Origin of the sequence: Haloferax sulfurifontis ATCC BAA-897 (genome assembly GCF_000337835.1) — an archaeon.
In the GTDB taxonomy this organism is placed as follows: Archaea; Halobacteriota; Halobacteria; order Halobacteriales; family Haloferacaceae; genus Haloferax; species Haloferax denitrificans.
Window position 1 is genome coordinate 134,628 of sequence record NZ_AOLM01000008.1, and the last position, 14,712, is coordinate 149,339.

The 14,712-nt window shown below is 64.3% G+C and carries 13 protein-coding genes; 8 read left to right on the forward strand and 5 right to left on the reverse strand.

What is annotated here, in order from left to right; all coding sequences use genetic code 11:
* The first annotated feature begins 24 nt into the window (after nucleotides 1-24).
* The 3 genes from C441_RS05200 to C441_RS05210 all read left to right on the forward strand — a co-directional run bounded on the left by C441_RS05200 (nucleotide 25) and on the right by C441_RS05210 (nucleotide 3,957).
* Nucleotides 25-591, forward strand: coding sequence for a TATA-box-binding protein (locus C441_RS05200; protein WP_007274161.1), 567 nt, complete (start codon nucleotides 25-27; stop codon nucleotides 589-591).
* 853 nt (nucleotides 592-1,444) lie between these two features.
* Nucleotides 1,445-2,677, forward strand: a complete 1,233-nt coding sequence (locus tag C441_RS05205; RefSeq protein ID WP_007274162.1) for a Cdc6/Cdc18 family protein — start codon at nucleotides 1,445-1,447, stop codon at nucleotides 2,675-2,677.
* Between the two features lie 122 nt (nucleotides 2,678-2,799).
* Nucleotides 2,800-3,957, forward strand: coding sequence for a M20 family metallopeptidase (locus C441_RS05210; protein ID WP_007274163.1), 1,158 nt, complete (start codon nucleotides 2,800-2,802; stop codon nucleotides 3,955-3,957).
* Between the two features lie 60 nt (nucleotides 3,958-4,017).
* Here C441_RS05210 and C441_RS05215 read toward each other — a convergent pair whose 3' ends face one another.
* A complete protein-coding gene (locus C441_RS05215) occupies nucleotides 4,018-4,437 on the reverse strand; it encodes a GlcG/HbpS family heme-binding protein (RefSeq protein ID WP_007274164.1) in 420 nt (139 codons plus the stop codon).
* Between the two features lie 221 nt (nucleotides 4,438-4,658).
* Nucleotides 4,659-5,906 (reverse strand): serine hydroxymethyltransferase, encoded by a 1,248-nt coding sequence (gene glyA / locus C441_RS05220; protein ID WP_007274165.1) that lies wholly within the window; start codon nucleotides 5,904-5,906, stop codon nucleotides 4,659-4,661.
* A gap of 369 nt (nucleotides 5,907-6,275) precedes the next feature.
* Between glyA and ilvA the strand changes: the two genes are divergently transcribed.
* On the forward strand, nucleotides 6,276-7,517 hold the full coding sequence (gene ilvA, locus C441_RS05225) for a threonine ammonia-lyase (RefSeq protein ID WP_007274166.1): 1,242 nt from the start codon (nucleotides 6,276-6,278) through the stop codon (nucleotides 7,515-7,517).
* Between the two features lie 176 nt (nucleotides 7,518-7,693).
* On the opposite strand, the gene C441_RS05230 is transcribed toward ilvA, so the two are convergent.
* Complete coding sequence (locus C441_RS05230) at nucleotides 7,694-8,563, reverse strand: hypothetical protein (RefSeq protein ID WP_007274167.1); 870 nt, start codon at nucleotides 8,561-8,563, stop codon at nucleotides 7,694-7,696.
* 242 nt (nucleotides 8,564-8,805) lie between these two features.
* Between C441_RS05230 and C441_RS05235 the strand changes: the two genes are divergently transcribed.
* Nucleotides 8,806-9,456, forward strand: a complete 651-nt coding sequence (locus tag C441_RS05235; RefSeq protein WP_007274168.1) for a helix-turn-helix domain-containing protein — start codon at nucleotides 8,806-8,808, stop codon at nucleotides 9,454-9,456.
* 22 nt (nucleotides 9,457-9,478) lie between these two features.
* Here C441_RS05235 and C441_RS05240 read toward each other — a convergent pair whose 3' ends face one another.
* Complete coding sequence (locus C441_RS05240) at nucleotides 9,479-9,853, reverse strand: hypothetical protein (RefSeq protein WP_007274169.1); 375 nt, start codon at nucleotides 9,851-9,853, stop codon at nucleotides 9,479-9,481.
* Complete coding sequence (locus C441_RS05245; RefSeq protein WP_049920454.1) at nucleotides 9,846-10,988, reverse strand: aromatic ring-hydroxylating oxygenase subunit alpha; 1,143 nt, start codon at nucleotides 10,986-10,988, stop codon at nucleotides 9,846-9,848. The genes C441_RS05240 and C441_RS05245 overlap by 8 nt, the downstream gene beginning before the upstream one ends.
* A 199-nt stretch (nucleotides 10,989-11,187) precedes the next feature.
* Here C441_RS05245 and solA point away from each other — a divergent pair, with 199 nt between their 5' ends.
* From solA to C441_RS19845, 3 genes are all read left to right on the forward strand, one after another.
* On the forward strand, nucleotides 11,188-12,330 hold the full coding sequence (gene solA / locus C441_RS05250) for an N-methyl-L-tryptophan oxidase (RefSeq protein ID WP_007274171.1): 1,143 nt from the start codon (nucleotides 11,188-11,190) through the stop codon (nucleotides 12,328-12,330).
* Nucleotides 12,331-12,619: 289 nt separating this feature from the next.
* The gene (locus C441_RS05255) at nucleotides 12,620-14,374 is read left to right on the forward strand and encodes a BCCT family transporter (protein WP_007274172.1); all 1,755 of its coding nucleotides are present in this window, start codon (nucleotides 12,620-12,622) and stop codon (nucleotides 14,372-14,374) included.
* Between the two features lie 35 nt (nucleotides 14,375-14,409).
* Entirely contained in the window at nucleotides 14,410-14,568 is a 159-nt protein-coding gene (locus tag C441_RS19845; RefSeq protein ID WP_004968455.1) for a hypothetical protein, read from the forward strand.
* Nucleotides 14,569-14,712 lie beyond the last annotated feature (144 nt).

The window sequence follows — 14,712 nt, forward strand, 5'->3', positions numbered from 1 at the left end:
ACCGAGTGTCAACGAGTTCACAATATGTCGCACGTGAACGCCGTCGGGTCAATCGAGATTCAGAACGTCGTCGCTTCGACGGAAGTCCCGCTCGAACTCGACCTCGAACGCCTCTCACTCGATATGGACGGAACCGACTACGACCCGGAGAACTTCCCCGGACTCGTGTACCGAACCCGTGACCCGAAGTCGGCGTGCCTCGTCTTCCGGTCGGGGAAAATCGTCTGTACCGGCGCGAACAGCGTGGGCGACGTGAGCACGGCCATCGAAACGCTGTTCGGCGAGTTCGCCGACCTCGGTGTTCCGATTCCCGACGAGCCGGATATCACGGTTCAAAACATCGTGTCGAGCGCCGACCTCGGGGCGGCGCTCAACCTGAACGCGTTAGCTATCGGTCTCGGTCTCGAAGCCGTCGAGTACGAACCCGAGCAGTTCCCCGGACTCGTCTACCGCCTCGACGAACCGAGCGTCGTCGTCCTGATGTTCGGAAGCGGGAAAATCGTGATTACGGGGGCGAAGCGGGTCGCCGACGCTGAAGCGGCCCTCGAAACCGTCGACGAGGACGTCCGCGAACTCGGACTACTCGGGTGAGCGCTCGGCAGGTACTCGGCAGGTACTCGGGAGATGTTGCGGGACGGGGTGCCGTACTGACGTGGTGGCGTGGCTGGGAGGGTGTGGACTGGGAGTCGGTTGACTAGTCCCTGATTCGTTGTTTGTTGTGTTATTATGTTATCTAGTACCATATTATTCAATTATTGTGTTACTGTGTTGTTGTGTTGAGTAGTAGAACTAGTAGTCTAGCTACTAGTGATAGTTTGGTGTGCTAGTTAGGAGAACAGCATTAGGAGAACATTTGCAGAACGTTAGGAGAGCAGTACCGCGCCGTTCGATATGTGTCGAGAAGCCGTGGCCGGTCTTCGAGATGTGGGTGTCGTTCACGATTTGCCCGTCTGCGCTTGGGAGCACACACACACCACCCTCGCGTTTGTAACGGCTACGCCAGTCCCTAGGGGAATTCGACACACCCCCTCGCGTTTGTAAATCTAGGGGCAAAAACCACCGATAATCCCCCGCTCTCCGACGCACACCCACACCGATTCGCGTTACATTCGCGAGGGTGGTGTGTCTGCACGGCCGCTTCCGTCGCTCGACGTTACAAACGCGACGGTACTCCCCCGTTCGATTACAAACGCGAGGGTGGTCTCTCGGAGACCGAGTTACAAACGCGAGTGTACCCCCACCCACCGTGTGTTCCTCGTGGCTGTCTCGCCCGTTACAAACGCGAGGGTGGTGTCTGACGGTCTTACTTGCGCGATACTACTCGTTGATCGTCGAGTACAAAATCAGGACCGAAATACCGCTCAAACGCCCGTATTTGTCGCTGTTACAAACGCGAGTCCACCCCTTCACCTTTATTAGGGGTGAGTATGAATACCGAACTCACATGACATCGGACGAGAGCGAGGGTGGGACTCGCGACCCGCTGTTCCGTTACGACCAACCCATCTTCGCGAACGAGGATATCCTCAAAATCTCTCATCTCCCCGGTCCCGACAAGATCGTCGGCCGCGACGAGCACATGTCGAAAGTCGCACAGGCGCTCAACCCCGCCATCTTCGGACGCGAACCGACCCACCTGTTCATCTTCGGGAAGACGGGGTCGGGCAAGACGCTCACCGCCCGCCTCGTGAGCGAGCGGCTCCAACACGAGGCGGTCCGCGAGGACGTCGACGTCCGCATCGCCGTCATCGACTGCGGCGAACAGCACACCGAGGCGTCGGTCATCAAGACGCTCGCCTCGCAGGTCAACGACCCGTCGAAAAGCGGAATGACGATTCCCGAACGCGGGCTGTCGACCGGCGACTACTACAACCGGCTGTGGCAGGTGCTCGACACCTGTTCGGACGTGACCATCGTCATCCTCGACGAAATCGACATGCTCCGCGACGACGAGGTGCTCCGGAAACTCTCGCGCGCGGGCGAGAATCAAAAGATTGTGGACTCGCGCATCGGCATCATCGGCATCTCGAACAAAATCGACTACCCCGAGGAACTCACGGAGCGCGTCAAGTCGAGTTTCGCCCACGACGAACTCGTCTTCCCGTCGTACGACGCGAACCAGCTCCGCGAAATCCTCGAAAACCGGAAGGACGCGTTCAAACCCAGCGTGCTCACCGACGACGTGATTCCCCTCGCCAGCGCGCTCGCCGCCCAGGAACACGGCGACGCCCGGAAGGCGATTGACATCCTCCGGAACGCCGGCCGCATCGCGCGAAACGAGAGCGCCGAGACCGTCACCGACGACCACGTGCGGGCGGCCAAGGAGAAAAGCGAGGCCGACCGCTTCAGCGAACTCCTCGAAGGGACCGCCACGCAGTCGAAAGCCGTCCTCTACTCGCTGGTCCTCCAGACCGGCGGCCGAAAGACCGCCGAAATCACGACGAACAAGATTTACCGGCAGTATCTCACCGTCGCCGACGACCTCGACATGGACCAGCTCTCCGAGCGTCGCGTGCAGGAACTCCTACAGGAACTCGACTTCCTCAACGTCATCCAGTCGGAGGTCCGCGGCCGCGGCCGCGGGCAGGGCGTCCACGGGACCCACCGCCTCCTCGAAGACCCGGACATCGTCAAGCGGGTGCTCCTCCGGGACAGCCGTATCTCCACGCTCGAATAGCGACGCGCGACGCGCGATCCGCAGGTCCGCGCAGGCTCTCGAACGCTGTCGGCCGCGTCGGAAAAAAGCTACCGCACGAACCATTATCCCGCGTCCGTCTCTGTCGATAGACGACCGAAATCATGGACGAGGAGTTACTTTCGTTGCTCACGAGTCTCGTCGAAATCGAGACCGAGAACCCGCCGGGAGACGAGGCGGCGGCGGCGAACTTCGTGTACGACTGGCTCGAATCTCGGGGCGTCTCGGCGACGCTCGTCGAGGAACCGTATCCCGACCGACCGCAGGTCGCCGCCCGCGTCGGCGACGGCGAGCCCTCGGTCGTCCTCAACGGCCACCTCGACGTGGTCCCGGCCGGCAACCGAGACCAGTGGGCGCACCCGCCGTACGAACCGACCGTCAGAGACGGCAGACTGTACGGCCGCGGGAGCGCGGACATGAAGGCCGGCGTCGCCCTCGCGATGCTCGCGGCGGTCGAGTTCGCCGACGCGCTCGACGCAGGTGACCTCGACGGCTCGCTCGTGTTCCACGCCGCGGTCGGCGAGGAGACGGCCGAACCGGGGACGAAGACGCTCCTCGAACGCGGCTACGACGGCACCTACGGGGTCGTGCTCGAACCCACGTCGTTGCGGACCGCGACGAGCGCGAAGGGTCTCGGCTGGTACGAAATCTCGGTCGGCGGCGACCCGTCGCACGCGAGCCGCCCCGACGAGGGGAACAACGCGATACAGAACGCCCGACTCGTTCTCGACGCACTCGAAGCGTACGACGAGGAGATTCGAGCGCGCTCCGACTCGCTCGTCGGTCACCCGACCGCGACGGTCACGCGGTTCGAGGCGGGGACGAAGGAGAACGTCGTCCCGGAGAGTGCGACGATAACGGTCGACAGACGGTTCGTCCCTTCGGAGTCCGTCGAGGAGGTCGACGCCGAAATCGACGCCCTACTCTCCGACGTCGCGGTCGAACACGACCTGCGCGTCGAGTGGACGCGAACGCGGGTCTACGAATCCGCGGCGGTTCCGACCGACGGCGACATCGCGGCGCGCTTTCGGGACGCGGCCGCCGAGCGGGCGGACATCGACCCCGAGCCGTGGGGTATTCGGGCGGCGACCGACGTCCGGAACCTCGTCAACGACGCCGGGATGGACGCGATTACGTGGGGGCCGGGGTCGATGGCGCAGGCCCACGCCTACGACGAGTACATCGAACTGTCGGAGGTCGAGGCAGGCTACGACATCCTCCGCGCGGCGCTCCGCGGGCTGTTCGAAGACGGCGGGAACTGACGGTCCGAACGTCGGCCCTCGGCCGAACGACTCGAAAAAAGCGGCTGACGGCGACTTCGATTATTCGACGAGTTCTTCGAACCGCTCGACCGCGGCGCTCGCGACCGCCATGTCTTCGGACACCTCGCCGCCGCTGACGCCGACGGTTCCGACGATTTCGCCGTCGACTTCGAGGGGATAGCCGCCGCCGAAGACGACGAGTCGGTTCTCGTCGGTCGTCTGGAGGCCCCAGAGCGACTCGCCGGGGGTGGTCGGCTCGGCGAGTTCGTGGGTTGGCGTCTGGAGCGCGGCCGCCGTGTACGCCTTGTTCCGAGAGATGTCGACGCTCGCGAGCCACGCGTCGTCCATTCGGTGCTGTGCGATGAGGTTACCCTCCGGGTTCGCGACCGTAATCACCATTCGCAGTCCCATCGACTCGGCCTCCGCTTCCGCCGCCTCGATGAGTACCTTCGCAGTCTCGAGATTGATTGCATCGGACATATCGCTTCGTCGAAACGGGTCTCGACGACCCTACTTATACGTGTGCCGCCGCCCGGCCTCGGCGATTGAATTCGCTTCTGTCCGACGATTTCGGGCGTCTGAGACTTCCCGAACGAATCTCTCCGGCAAAACAATAGTGTTCTAAATCCTGACATTTCGTGTCGGCGACGACGGGAGCGACCCGGAGACCTGTCGCGTCGAGGTGAGTCGCTTGGACCGACTCAGTCGTACAGCGGGTACTCCTCGGTCAGTTCGTCGACCTTCTGGTCGACGAATCCCTTGACTGACTCGTCGTGCGGCGCCTCGACGACCTCGTAGATGAGGTCCGCGACGGTCCGGCAGGCCTCCTCGTCGAAGCCGCGGGTCGTCAGCGCGGGCGTGCCGGCGCGAATCCCGCTCGGGTTGAACGCCGAGCGACTCTCGCCGGGGACCGTGTTGGCGTTGAGGACGATGCCGACCTCTTCGAGCGCCGCTTCCACGTCCTTGCCGGTCGTGTCCGGGTGCGACGGGCGGAGGTCGACAAGGACTAAGTGCGTGTCAGTTCCGCCGGAGACGAGTTCGAGGCCGCGCTCCTGTAGCCGCTCGCCGAGGGCGGCGGCGTTATCGACGACCTGCGAGGCGTACTCCTCGAACTCGGGTGAAAGCGCCTCGCCGAAGCCGACGGCCTTCCCGGCGACGTTGTGCAGTATCGGCCCACCTTGGAGGCCCGGGAACACCGCCGAATCGACGTCGTCGGCGTGTTCCTCGTCGCACATGATGATGCCGCCGCGACCCGACCGAATCGTCTTGTGGGTCGAACCGGTGACGAAGTCCGCGATGCCGACGGGAGACGAGTGTTCGCCCGCGGCGACGAGACCCGTGATGTGGGCGATATCGGCGAGGTGGTACGCGTCGACCGCCTCGGCCGCGGCCTGCACGCGCTCCCACTCGACCTCCCGCGGGTACGCGGAGTACCCCGAGATGATGATGTCCGGGTCGAACGCCTCGGCTTTCTCGGCGAGTTGGTCGTAGTCGACGTAGCCGGTCTCGGCGTCGACCTCGTACTGCTCGACCTCGTAGGTCTTCCCCGCGACGTTCACCGGGTGGCCGTGGCTCAGGTGGCCGCCGTGGGTCAAATCGAGCGAGAGAATCTTGTCGCCGGGGTCGAGCACGGCGAGGAACACGCCCATGTTCGCCTGCGACCCGGAGTGCGGTTGGACGTTGACGTGGTCGGCTCCCCAGAGTTCCTTCGCGCGGTCGATGGCGAGCTGTTCGACCTCGTCGGCGTACTCACAGCCGCCGTAGTACCGGCTTCCCGGGTAGCCCTCGGCGTAGTTGTTCGTCAGCTCCGAGCTCTGGGCCTCCATGACCGCCTCGCTGACGTGGTTCTCGCTCGCGATCATCGCGAGGGTGTCGTTCTGTCGCCCGCGTTCGCCTTCCAGCGCGTCGGCGACGGCCGGGTCGGTCTCTCGAACGGTGTCGTAAGGCATCGTGGGTGCATCTCGACTCTGCGGTATAACGCTTCGCCGACCTTCGGGTCGAGAGAGAAACGACGGAACGAAATCACAACGTATCAGATTTATTATATTATGTGTTCGGGTCGATGAGTGCGGTGCGTGTCTTGGGATTCTCAGATAGAACGTTCGAGATGGAGTCGTTAACGGCCAAAATCGGCGTATAGCGTGTTCGGTCACCGTCCAGACGAGCGCCGACCGGCGATAGCTCTATATTGGAACTTCGTCACGTTTCTCATACACCGTGCGAAGAACTATCACAGTCTACGGAACGTCCCGGAACCGAGGGGACACGCGCGTGCCGTCCCGTCGCGTCGTTCGGCCGCCTGCCGAGGTGATCCGCCGATGAGCGAGGCGGAGTCCCTCCCGGTACAGTACAGTGACATCGAGCGCGCGCGCGAGCGCCTCGAAAACGACCGCGTCGTCAAGCGAACGCCGATAGAGCGGAGCACCTCGCTCGGCGACCTCGTCGGCGCGGACGTCTACCTGAAGATGGAACACCTCCAGTGGACGGGGTCGTTCAAGACGCGGGGCGCGTACAACAAGATACGACAGGACACCGACCGCGGAATCGACGAGTTCGTGGCCGCGAGCGCCGGCAATCACGCGCAGGGCGTCGCGCTCGCCGCGACCGAGTGCGGGGCCGACTCCACGGTTGCGATGCCGGAGAACGCCCCGCAGACGAAAATCGACGCCACGCGCGACTACGGCGCGGCGGTCGAGCTCGTCGGCGAGGACTTCCAGGAGACGATGGCGTACGCGCAGTCGCTCGCCGAGGAGTCGGACGCCGAGTTCGTCCACGCCTACGACGACCGCGACATCGTCGCCGGACAGGGAACGCTCGGCGTCGAGATGTACCGCGACCTCCCCGAGATGGACACCGTGGTCGTCCCCATCGGCGGCGGCGGGCTCATCTCGGGCATCGCCACCGCCATCAAGCACCACGACCCCGACATTCGCGTCGTCGGCGTGCAGGCCGAGGGCGCGGAGACGGTCCACGAGAGCCTCGACAAAGGCGTTCCCGTGACGCTCGACGACACGAACACCATCGCCGACGGCATCGCGACCGGCGGCATCTCCGAGCTGACGCTCCGAACCATCGAGGAACACGTCGACGAGGTCGTCACGGTCTCGGACGGGGAAATCGCGGAGGCGATTCTCCTGTTGCTCGAACGCGCCAAGCAGGTCGTCGAAGGGGCCGGTGCCGCCTCGGTCGCCGCCGTGCTGAGCGACGACCTCGACGTCGAGGGCGAGACCGTCATGCCGCTTCTCTGCGGGGGGAACCTCGACATGACGATGCTCCAGACGGTGCTCGTCCACGCGCTCACGGGCCGTCGCCAGACGCTCCGACTGCGCGTCCGAATCCGGGACGAACCCGGCGAGATGGCGCGGCTCTCCCGGCTCATCGCCGACCGCGACGCGAACATCCACGACGTTCGCCACGTCCGCGCCGTCGACGCCCTCGACGTCGGCGAGGCGCACCTCCTGTTCCGCATCGAGACCAAGGGGGCCGAACACGCGGCGGCAATCGTGGACACCATCGAAGACGCGGGCTACGCGGTCGACGACGTCTCCGCGGAGCGCTGATTCCGGCCGCTTTCGCGTCTCGGGTCGTCGTCGGTCGTCGTCGGTCGTCGTCGCCGAACCACGAACTATCTCACTTCTAATGCTTCTAATAGGAGTCGTGTGCCGCGCCCATCGAAGAGGACCGACGTGCGCCGGGCTCATCGAAGTCGTCGCCGCGGCGGGGGAAACCAGCGCCGCTAGCTCTCGCTGGCCGACTGTCTGATTCGCGCGACGACGTCGTCACGACTCACATCGGGGTCGTCGTCGGTCGTGAGGCGTCCCATCACGAACTCCAGCAAGTCGAGGGTCTGGAGCAGTTCGAGCGCCTCGGTTCGGTCGAGGTCGATGGCTTTCCCGAACTCGCGAATCGTCTTCGCGTCGTTGGCGGCGTCGGCGAGGCGGTCTATCGTCACGGACTCGGGCAGGCCGATTCCGTCGGCGAGCGCCTCGGGCGACCCGCCTGTGTCGCCCGCGGCCGCCGGTCCCGGAGTTTCCACCGGCGACTCGTCGGCGAGCGACGTCTCGTATGAGTCCGGTTCGTGGACGCCCTGTGCGATCATGTACCTGCGGACCGTCTCGTCCGACACGTCCATCTCGAACGCCGCGGCCATCCGTTCGAACGTCTCGTACTTGGCGTACACCGCTTCGAGGTACGGCGTGTCCTCGAACGCCGGCACGTTCGGACTCCGCACGCTTTCGAGCGACTCGGCGTCGTCGTTCTCGGCGGAACTACCCGCCGGGGACGCGTCGGCCGCGACGGTCACGACGACCGTCGGCTCGGCGTCGAGCGAGACTTCGGCCGCGTCGACGTCGACGTGTTCGTGGTCGCTCGGAACGACGTCGTCGATTTCGACCGTGAGCCCGATGGTCCCGTCGGACTCGATTGCGGTCTCCTGGGCCCGCACGGGCGACCCGGCTTCGTCGCTCGGCGAGAGTGCGAACTCGACGTCCGCCGACGCCCTCATCTCCGCGACCGCCACTGACGAGTCCCGGACGGTCGCGGCTCCCGTCCGTTCGCACTCTTCGAGGAATTCCCCCAGTCGCCGAAGCGATGTGCCCACGCTCATTGTACGGTTCTGCGGACGCGCCGAGACTCCCTGAAGAGTGGTGTGGAATACTGAGTCGGTTTATATAGCCCCACAGAATATGCGGCGAAAACTATAAACGAGAATCTGCTGTTCAAACTACTATAACGTGCCCATGAGTCACGTTTCTACCGCGAACGTCGATACGACTTCGCGTACTTCAACCGATTCGACACTCTGGTTTGGCCGGTGTCGAATCCACCGGACCACGAGGTGAAGTCACAATGAGTTTGATAACTGTCGCCGACATCGCGCACGACGACCTCGCGCTGACGCCGACGATTCAGTCGGAAGCCGCGAGCGAGATAGACGTCGTCTCTCAGTCCGGAACTGACCCCGAGACGGGCCAGTTCTTCTTCGCCGTGAAGAACGCGGACGTCGCCGCGTTCGAAGAGGCGTTGGAAGCCGACCACACGGTCCGCGACTGGTGGCTCGTCTCCGAGCGGGAGGACTCCGTGGTTTATCGCATCGGCCACACGAACGACGCGATACTGCTGTCGCCGATGGTCACGGAACTCGGCGGACTCATGCTCGACGCGTGCAGTAACGAGATGTCCGGGTGGCGGGTCCGTCTCCAGCTGTCGGACCGCGAGGCGCTCTCGGAGCTCTGGGAGTACTGCGAGGCGAACGACATCTCCTTCGACCTGAATCGGATGTTCCAGCAGGACGGCTGGATGAACGGCGAGCCGAGTAAGCTGACTGACGCACAGCGCGACGCGCTCGTGGCCGCCTACGAGCACGGCTACTTCGAGGAGCCGCGAGAGGCGGCGCTAGACGACCTCTCGGACGTGCTGGGAATCTCGCCGACGGCGGTCAGCGGGCGTATCAGGAGAGGGACCTCGGAGCTGGTCGAATCGATTCTCGTCGAGGAGTGACCGCCAAAAGGGGGTACGGGAGTCAGACCGCGAGCACGTGGTCGTCCCGCGGTTCGTAGATTTCGCCGCTCATCCGCAGGTCTCGGACGGCGTCGAGCGTTTCGCCGATGGCGACGCCGTTGTCTGTGAGCGCCGCGGCGAGTCGCCCGAGTTCGACCCCGTCGGGGTGGTCCTCGCCGAGTTCGATGAGCGCCTCTTTCACGTCGTCGCTCTCGGCCTCGGCGCCGAACGCGACGCGTTCCCACTCGACGTCGTGGCCGGTGACGTTCGCGTGTCGCCGGTACAGTTCGACGGCGTCGTTCGGCTCCGCGACGGCGACGTGGAGGTCGCACGACGGACAGGTGACGACCCCCGCGCGGGGCTTTTTGGCCAGTTCGGCGTCCCCGTCGTCAGGCATTGTAGGCGTCCTGCGCGAGCCGGTGGAGCTTGTGGACGGTGTGTTCGTTCGGACCGAGCTGTGCCTGTCCGAGCGCGCCGGACTTGAGGCCCTCGTACTGCCGTTCGACGAGTTCGAAGTCCTCCTCTTGGAGCTGTCGGCTCGTCTGGACGAACTTCTCTTCTTCCTCGGAGAGGTCGGCATCGCGGAAGTAGTAGTCCGCGATGAGCTGGAAGCGCCCCTCGTCGATGGGGTCGATGATGTACGTGCCGTAGCCGTCGGCGGTGCCGTACATGTTGACCGTGAAGTTCGGCCAGAAGTAGTAGAACTTGGCCTCGTGTTCGGGGTGGATGCGCATCTCGTCGTCGACGTCCTCTCTGTGCTTGTAGTGGAGCACCCAGTGGTAGTCGTTGACTTCGAGTTCGGAGTCCATGAGTTCGAGTCCCCGGACCCAGTCTTGGTGGTTCGCCTGACAGTGGTCGCACTCCGAGTAGTTCCCGCTGAACGTCTTCCAGTTGCACTCGACTTCGGAGACGTAGCGGCGGGCGTGTTCGTACTCGCCGAGCGGCAGGTCTTCGAGCTCCGTCTTCATCGACCCGGCCTGTTCGGCCAGCGAGAGGCTCGGTTTGTCCTCGAAGTTGACGAACACGAGCGGCCCGATAGCGTCCGTGTGGACCTCCATGAGGCCGTTCTCTTCGGGGTCGAGTTCGCTGACGGCGTCGTCGTCGAGGTCGGGGTTCAGACTCGCCTCCTCGAAGCTCTTCGGAGTGCTCTGGAGCGACCCGTCGAGTTCGTACGCCCAGAGGTGGTACGGGCAGGTGATTCGACTGAGGCTTCCGGGGTCGGTCATCGGCGTCTCGTCGAGCATCTTCGACCCGCGGTGGGCACAGACGTTGTAGAACGCCCGCACGTCGCCGTCGCCGTCGCGGGTGACGATTATCTGCTTGCCGCCGATGGTTCGCGTGAAGTAGTCGCCCGCGTCCGGGATGTGGGTCTCGTGACCCGCGTAGACCCAGTACTGACCGAACACTTTCTCCTTTTCCATCTCGTGGACTTCGGGGTCCGTGAAGTACTTCGCCGGTAACGCGTTCGTTTCCGCGGTGATGTCGGCACTTACCGCACCGATTTCGTCACGACCGTTGTTCCACCGTGTCATGGGAGAAAGAAACACACATCCGAGGAAAAGGATTCGTCGGAAATAGTGGACCCGTATAAGTGGCAGTGGATAGTCGGCCGCGAGGACGACGGCCGCCCGTGACCGCCGCCGTCGGCCGAACGGGAGCCGTCTCCCTGAAAAAGGGGCTCCGTGATACAGGTCAAGAGTGAAGGGGGGACGTTCCGAACCGCCGGACACCATGAGTGTCCGTGACAACCGATACGACGTCGCCGTCGTCGGGGTCGGCGGGATGGGAAGCGCGACCGCGTACCACCTCGCCGACCGCGGCCTCGACGTCGTCGGTCTCGAACGATACGATATCCCCCACTCGCAGGGGTCGTCTCACGGTATCACGCGCATTATCCGGCGCGCGTACTACGAACACCCCTCGTACGTCCCGCTCATCGAACGGGCGTACGACCTCTGGGACGACCTCGCCGACGAGACCGGCCGCGGGGTCATCCACCGAACCGGCTCTATCGACGCCGGCCCGGAGGATAACGACGTGTTCGCCGGCTCGAAACGCTCCTGTGAGGAACACGACATCCCCCACGAGGTGCTGACCGGCGCGGAGGTCAACGAGCGGTTCCCCGGCTACGAACTCCCCGAGGATTACCGCGCGGTCTACCAGGAAGACGGCGGCTTCGTCGTCCCCGAGCAGGCGATTATCGCCCACACCGAGGCCGCACAGGCTCGGGGTGCCGAGATTCGCGCCCGCGAGCGAGTCGAAGACTGGGCGGAGACGAACGACGGCGGCGTGCGCGTCCGCACCGACCGGGGCGTGTACGTCGCGGACGCGCTCGTGCTCGCCGCGGGCGCGTGGAACTACAAACTCGCCGACGCGCTGGACGGCCTCGCGGTCCCCGAGCGACAGGCGCTCGCGTGGTTCCAGCCCGAGTCGCCGGCGACGTTCGCGCCCGAGGAGTTCCCAGTCTGGAACCTCAGCGTCCCCGAGGGGCGGTTCTACGGGTTCCCGGTCCACGACGTGCCGGGATTCAAACTCGGCAAGTACCACCACCGCGACGAGGAGGTCGACCCCGACGACTTCGACCGCGAGCCGAACCGCGCCGACGAGGCGATACTCCGGGACGTCACGGAGAAGTACTTCCCGGAGGCCGCGGGGCCGACGATGTCGCTCGCGACGTGCATGTTCACGAACTCGCCGGACGAACACTTCATCCTCGACACGCTCCCCGACCACCCGCAGGTCGCCGTCGGGGCCGGCTTTTCGGGACACGGCTTCAAGTTCGCCAGCGTCATCGGCGAAATCCTCGCCGACCTCGTCGTCGACGGCGAAAGCGACCTGCCGCTCGACATGTTCTCGCTCGACAGGTTCGAGTGACGACGGGCGGTCGAGCTTGTCGCTCGTCAACTGATTTGGCGATATAACTTTCGTAAGTTCTCTTCATTTGCGTATAAATGCCACTATTATCGAAGACCACTCGTTAAGATGTGTAATCCCAATGGGTTGGTTGAATCGTGAGGGGTGTGGGCTCGTGTCACGGGACGGATGGCCGCGTCGAAGTCGATATCGGCCGTCCTCGGCGGTGACGACGGGTGGCCCCGAAGCGGGGACAACGACATGAACGTACACGAATTCCAGTGGCGGTCATCCACGGAGGGTGTATCGTATGGCGAATAGCAACGACTCGGCCGACCAATCGACGAGCGACCTACAGGCGGACGTGTTCTACCCCGAGACGGAGCGCGAACCCGGTGACGGGAACATCCAGCGGTGGGGGTTCGACATCCATCCCGTCGTCTTCCCGGTCGCGCTCTTGATAATCGGCGTCTTCGTCGCGGCGACGCTCGTTCTCGGCGAGCAGGCGGCGAGCGTCTACTCGGCCGTCAGGGGCTTTTTCGAGGGCAACTTCGGGTGGTTCTATCTCCTGTCGGTGAATCTCTTTATCGTCGTCTTGGCGTACTTCGCGCTGAGTAAGTACGGCGAGATAACCCTCGGCGGCGTCGAGGCCGAAACGGAGTTCAGCGACTTCTCGTGGATGGCGATGCTGTTCAGCGCGGGCATGGGCATCGGCCTCATGTTCTACAGCGTCTCGGAGCCGCTGTACTACTTCACTAACGTCCCCGGCTTCTTCGACGCCGAGGCCGGGACCGGTGGCGCGGGCATCGCCGCGATGACGCAGACGTTCTTCCACTGGGGGTTCCACCCGTGGGCCATCTACGGCCTCGTCGGACTGGGGCTCGCGTTCTTCTCGTTCAACAGGGGGCTCCCGCTCACGTTCCGGTCGATTTTCTGGCCGCTCCTCGGCGAGCGAATCTACGGCTGGCCGGGCCACCTCATCGACCTCGTGTCGGTGTTCGCGACGCTGTTCGGCCTCGCCACGTCGCTCGGCCTCGGCGTCGCACAGATAAACACGGGCCTGTCGTACATCCTCGGCGAGAGCATGCTCGGTCTCGTGAGCGTTCCGAACAACACCGGGGTGCAAATCGCGCTCATCGCCGCGATTACCCTCATCGCCACCGCCTCCGTCGCGGCCGGCCTCGAAGACGGTATCCGGCGTCTGAGCACGGTGAACGTCAGTTTGATGTTCCTCCTGTTGGCGTTCGTGCTCGTCGCCGGCTCGACGATGAGCATCTTCGGCGCGTGGGTGCAGGGCCTCGGGAACTACTTCAGCGACTTCCTCTCGCTCGCGTTCTTCACCGGAACGCTCGGCGACGGCGCGTCCACGGTCAACGGCTGGACGGTGTTCTACTGGGCGTGGTGGATCGCCTGGTCGCCGTTCGTCGGTATGTTCGTCGCGCGCATCTCGAAGGGGCGGACGGTCCGCGAGTTCGTCCTCGGCGTGTTCGTCCTTCCGTCGCTGTTCTCGACGCTCTGGCTCTCGGCGTTCGGCGGGAGCGCGCTGTTCAACTCGCTTCAGGGTAACGGCGCGGTCCTCGCCACCTACGGCGAGGCCGGACAGACGGTGGCGATGTTCGCGCTTCTCCAACAGTTCCCGTTCAGCGCCGTCTCGGGACTGCTCGCCGTGACGCTCGTGGTGACGTTCTTCGTGACCTCCTCCGATTCGGGGTCGCTCGTCGTCGACCACCTCACGTCCGGCGGCAAGCACAACGTGCCGCGGACCCAACGCATCTTCTGGGCGGTCACCGAGGGCCTCGTCGCGTCGCTTCTCCTCTACGGCGGCGGCCTCGGCGCGCTCCAGACGGCGGCCATCGCCACGGGGTTCCCGTTCGCCGTCGTCCTCGTCGTCATGTGCTACACGGTGTATCTCGGTCTCGACAAGGAGTACGAACTCCTGCAGTCCGAGGAGTTCGCCGAGCGAATCGAGGACTTGGCGGACGAGGACATCGACATCGACGTCGGTCGGTCTCGGACGTCGGTCGTGACAAACGTCCGGGAAAATCCCGGTACGACGGACGATTGACGACCGAATCACCGAACGATGACTCGACGCTCTCGATGAACGCGCTCGCTGTCGGTTCGGCGGCGTTCGCGGTCTCTCTTTTCGTCGTTGCGCTGTTTGCGATGACCGTCGGTGAGCTACGGGGCGCGGGGCTCGCGTTCCTGAGCGCCAGCCTCGTCATCTACCTCAGAGAGAAGTACCTCGTCGGCGACTGACGTGCGCCGGCGAACGCGACTCGCCGTCACGCGATTCTCATCGGCGCGCAATTCTCGCTGGCGCACAACTCTTGCCGAGACCGACGTTCGTCCCCGACGAGACCCGGCTCTCGTCACCCCCCAGTACGTATACACCTCAGATAA

What these genes read in the sequence shown, in the direction of transcription:
- C441_RS05200 (WP_007274161.1), top strand. Translation starts at nt 25, where the DNA reads ATGTCGCACGTGAACGCCGTCGGGTCAATCGAGATTCAGAACGTCGTC.
- C441_RS05205 (WP_007274162.1), top strand. Translation starts at nt 1,445, where the DNA reads ATGACATCGGACGAGAGCGAGGGTGGGACTCGCGACCCGCTGTTCCGT.
- C441_RS05210 (WP_007274163.1), top strand. Translation starts at nt 2,800, where the DNA reads ATGGACGAGGAGTTACTTTCGTTGCTCACGAGTCTCGTCGAAATCGAG.
- C441_RS05215 (WP_007274164.1), bottom strand. Translation starts at nt 4,437, where the DNA reads ATGTCCGATGCAATCAATCTCGAGACTGCGAAGGTACTCATCGAGGCG.
- glyA (WP_007274165.1), bottom strand. Translation starts at nt 5,906, where the DNA reads ATGCCTTACGACACCGTTCGAGAGACCGACCCGGCCGTCGCCGACGCG.
- ilvA (WP_007274166.1), top strand. Translation starts at nt 6,276, where the DNA reads ATGAGCGAGGCGGAGTCCCTCCCGGTACAGTACAGTGACATCGAGCGC.
- C441_RS05230 (WP_007274167.1), bottom strand. Translation starts at nt 8,563, where the DNA reads ATGAGCGTGGGCACATCGCTTCGGCGACTGGGGGAATTCCTCGAAGAG.
- C441_RS05235 (WP_007274168.1), top strand. Translation starts at nt 8,806, where the DNA reads ATGAGTTTGATAACTGTCGCCGACATCGCGCACGACGACCTCGCGCTG.
- C441_RS05240 (WP_007274169.1), bottom strand. Translation starts at nt 9,853, where the DNA reads ATGCCTGACGACGGGGACGCCGAACTGGCCAAAAAGCCCCGCGCGGGG.
- C441_RS05245 (WP_049920454.1), bottom strand. Translation starts at nt 10,988, where the DNA reads ATGACACGGTGGAACAACGGTCGTGACGAAATCGGTGCGGTAAGTGCC.
- solA (WP_007274171.1), top strand. Translation starts at nt 11,188, where the DNA reads ATGAGTGTCCGTGACAACCGATACGACGTCGCCGTCGTCGGGGTCGGC.
- C441_RS05255 (WP_007274172.1), top strand. Translation starts at nt 12,620, where the DNA reads ATGGCGAATAGCAACGACTCGGCCGACCAATCGACGAGCGACCTACAG.
- C441_RS19845 (WP_004968455.1), top strand. Translation starts at nt 14,410, where the DNA reads ATGAACGCGCTCGCTGTCGGTTCGGCGGCGTTCGCGGTCTCTCTTTTC.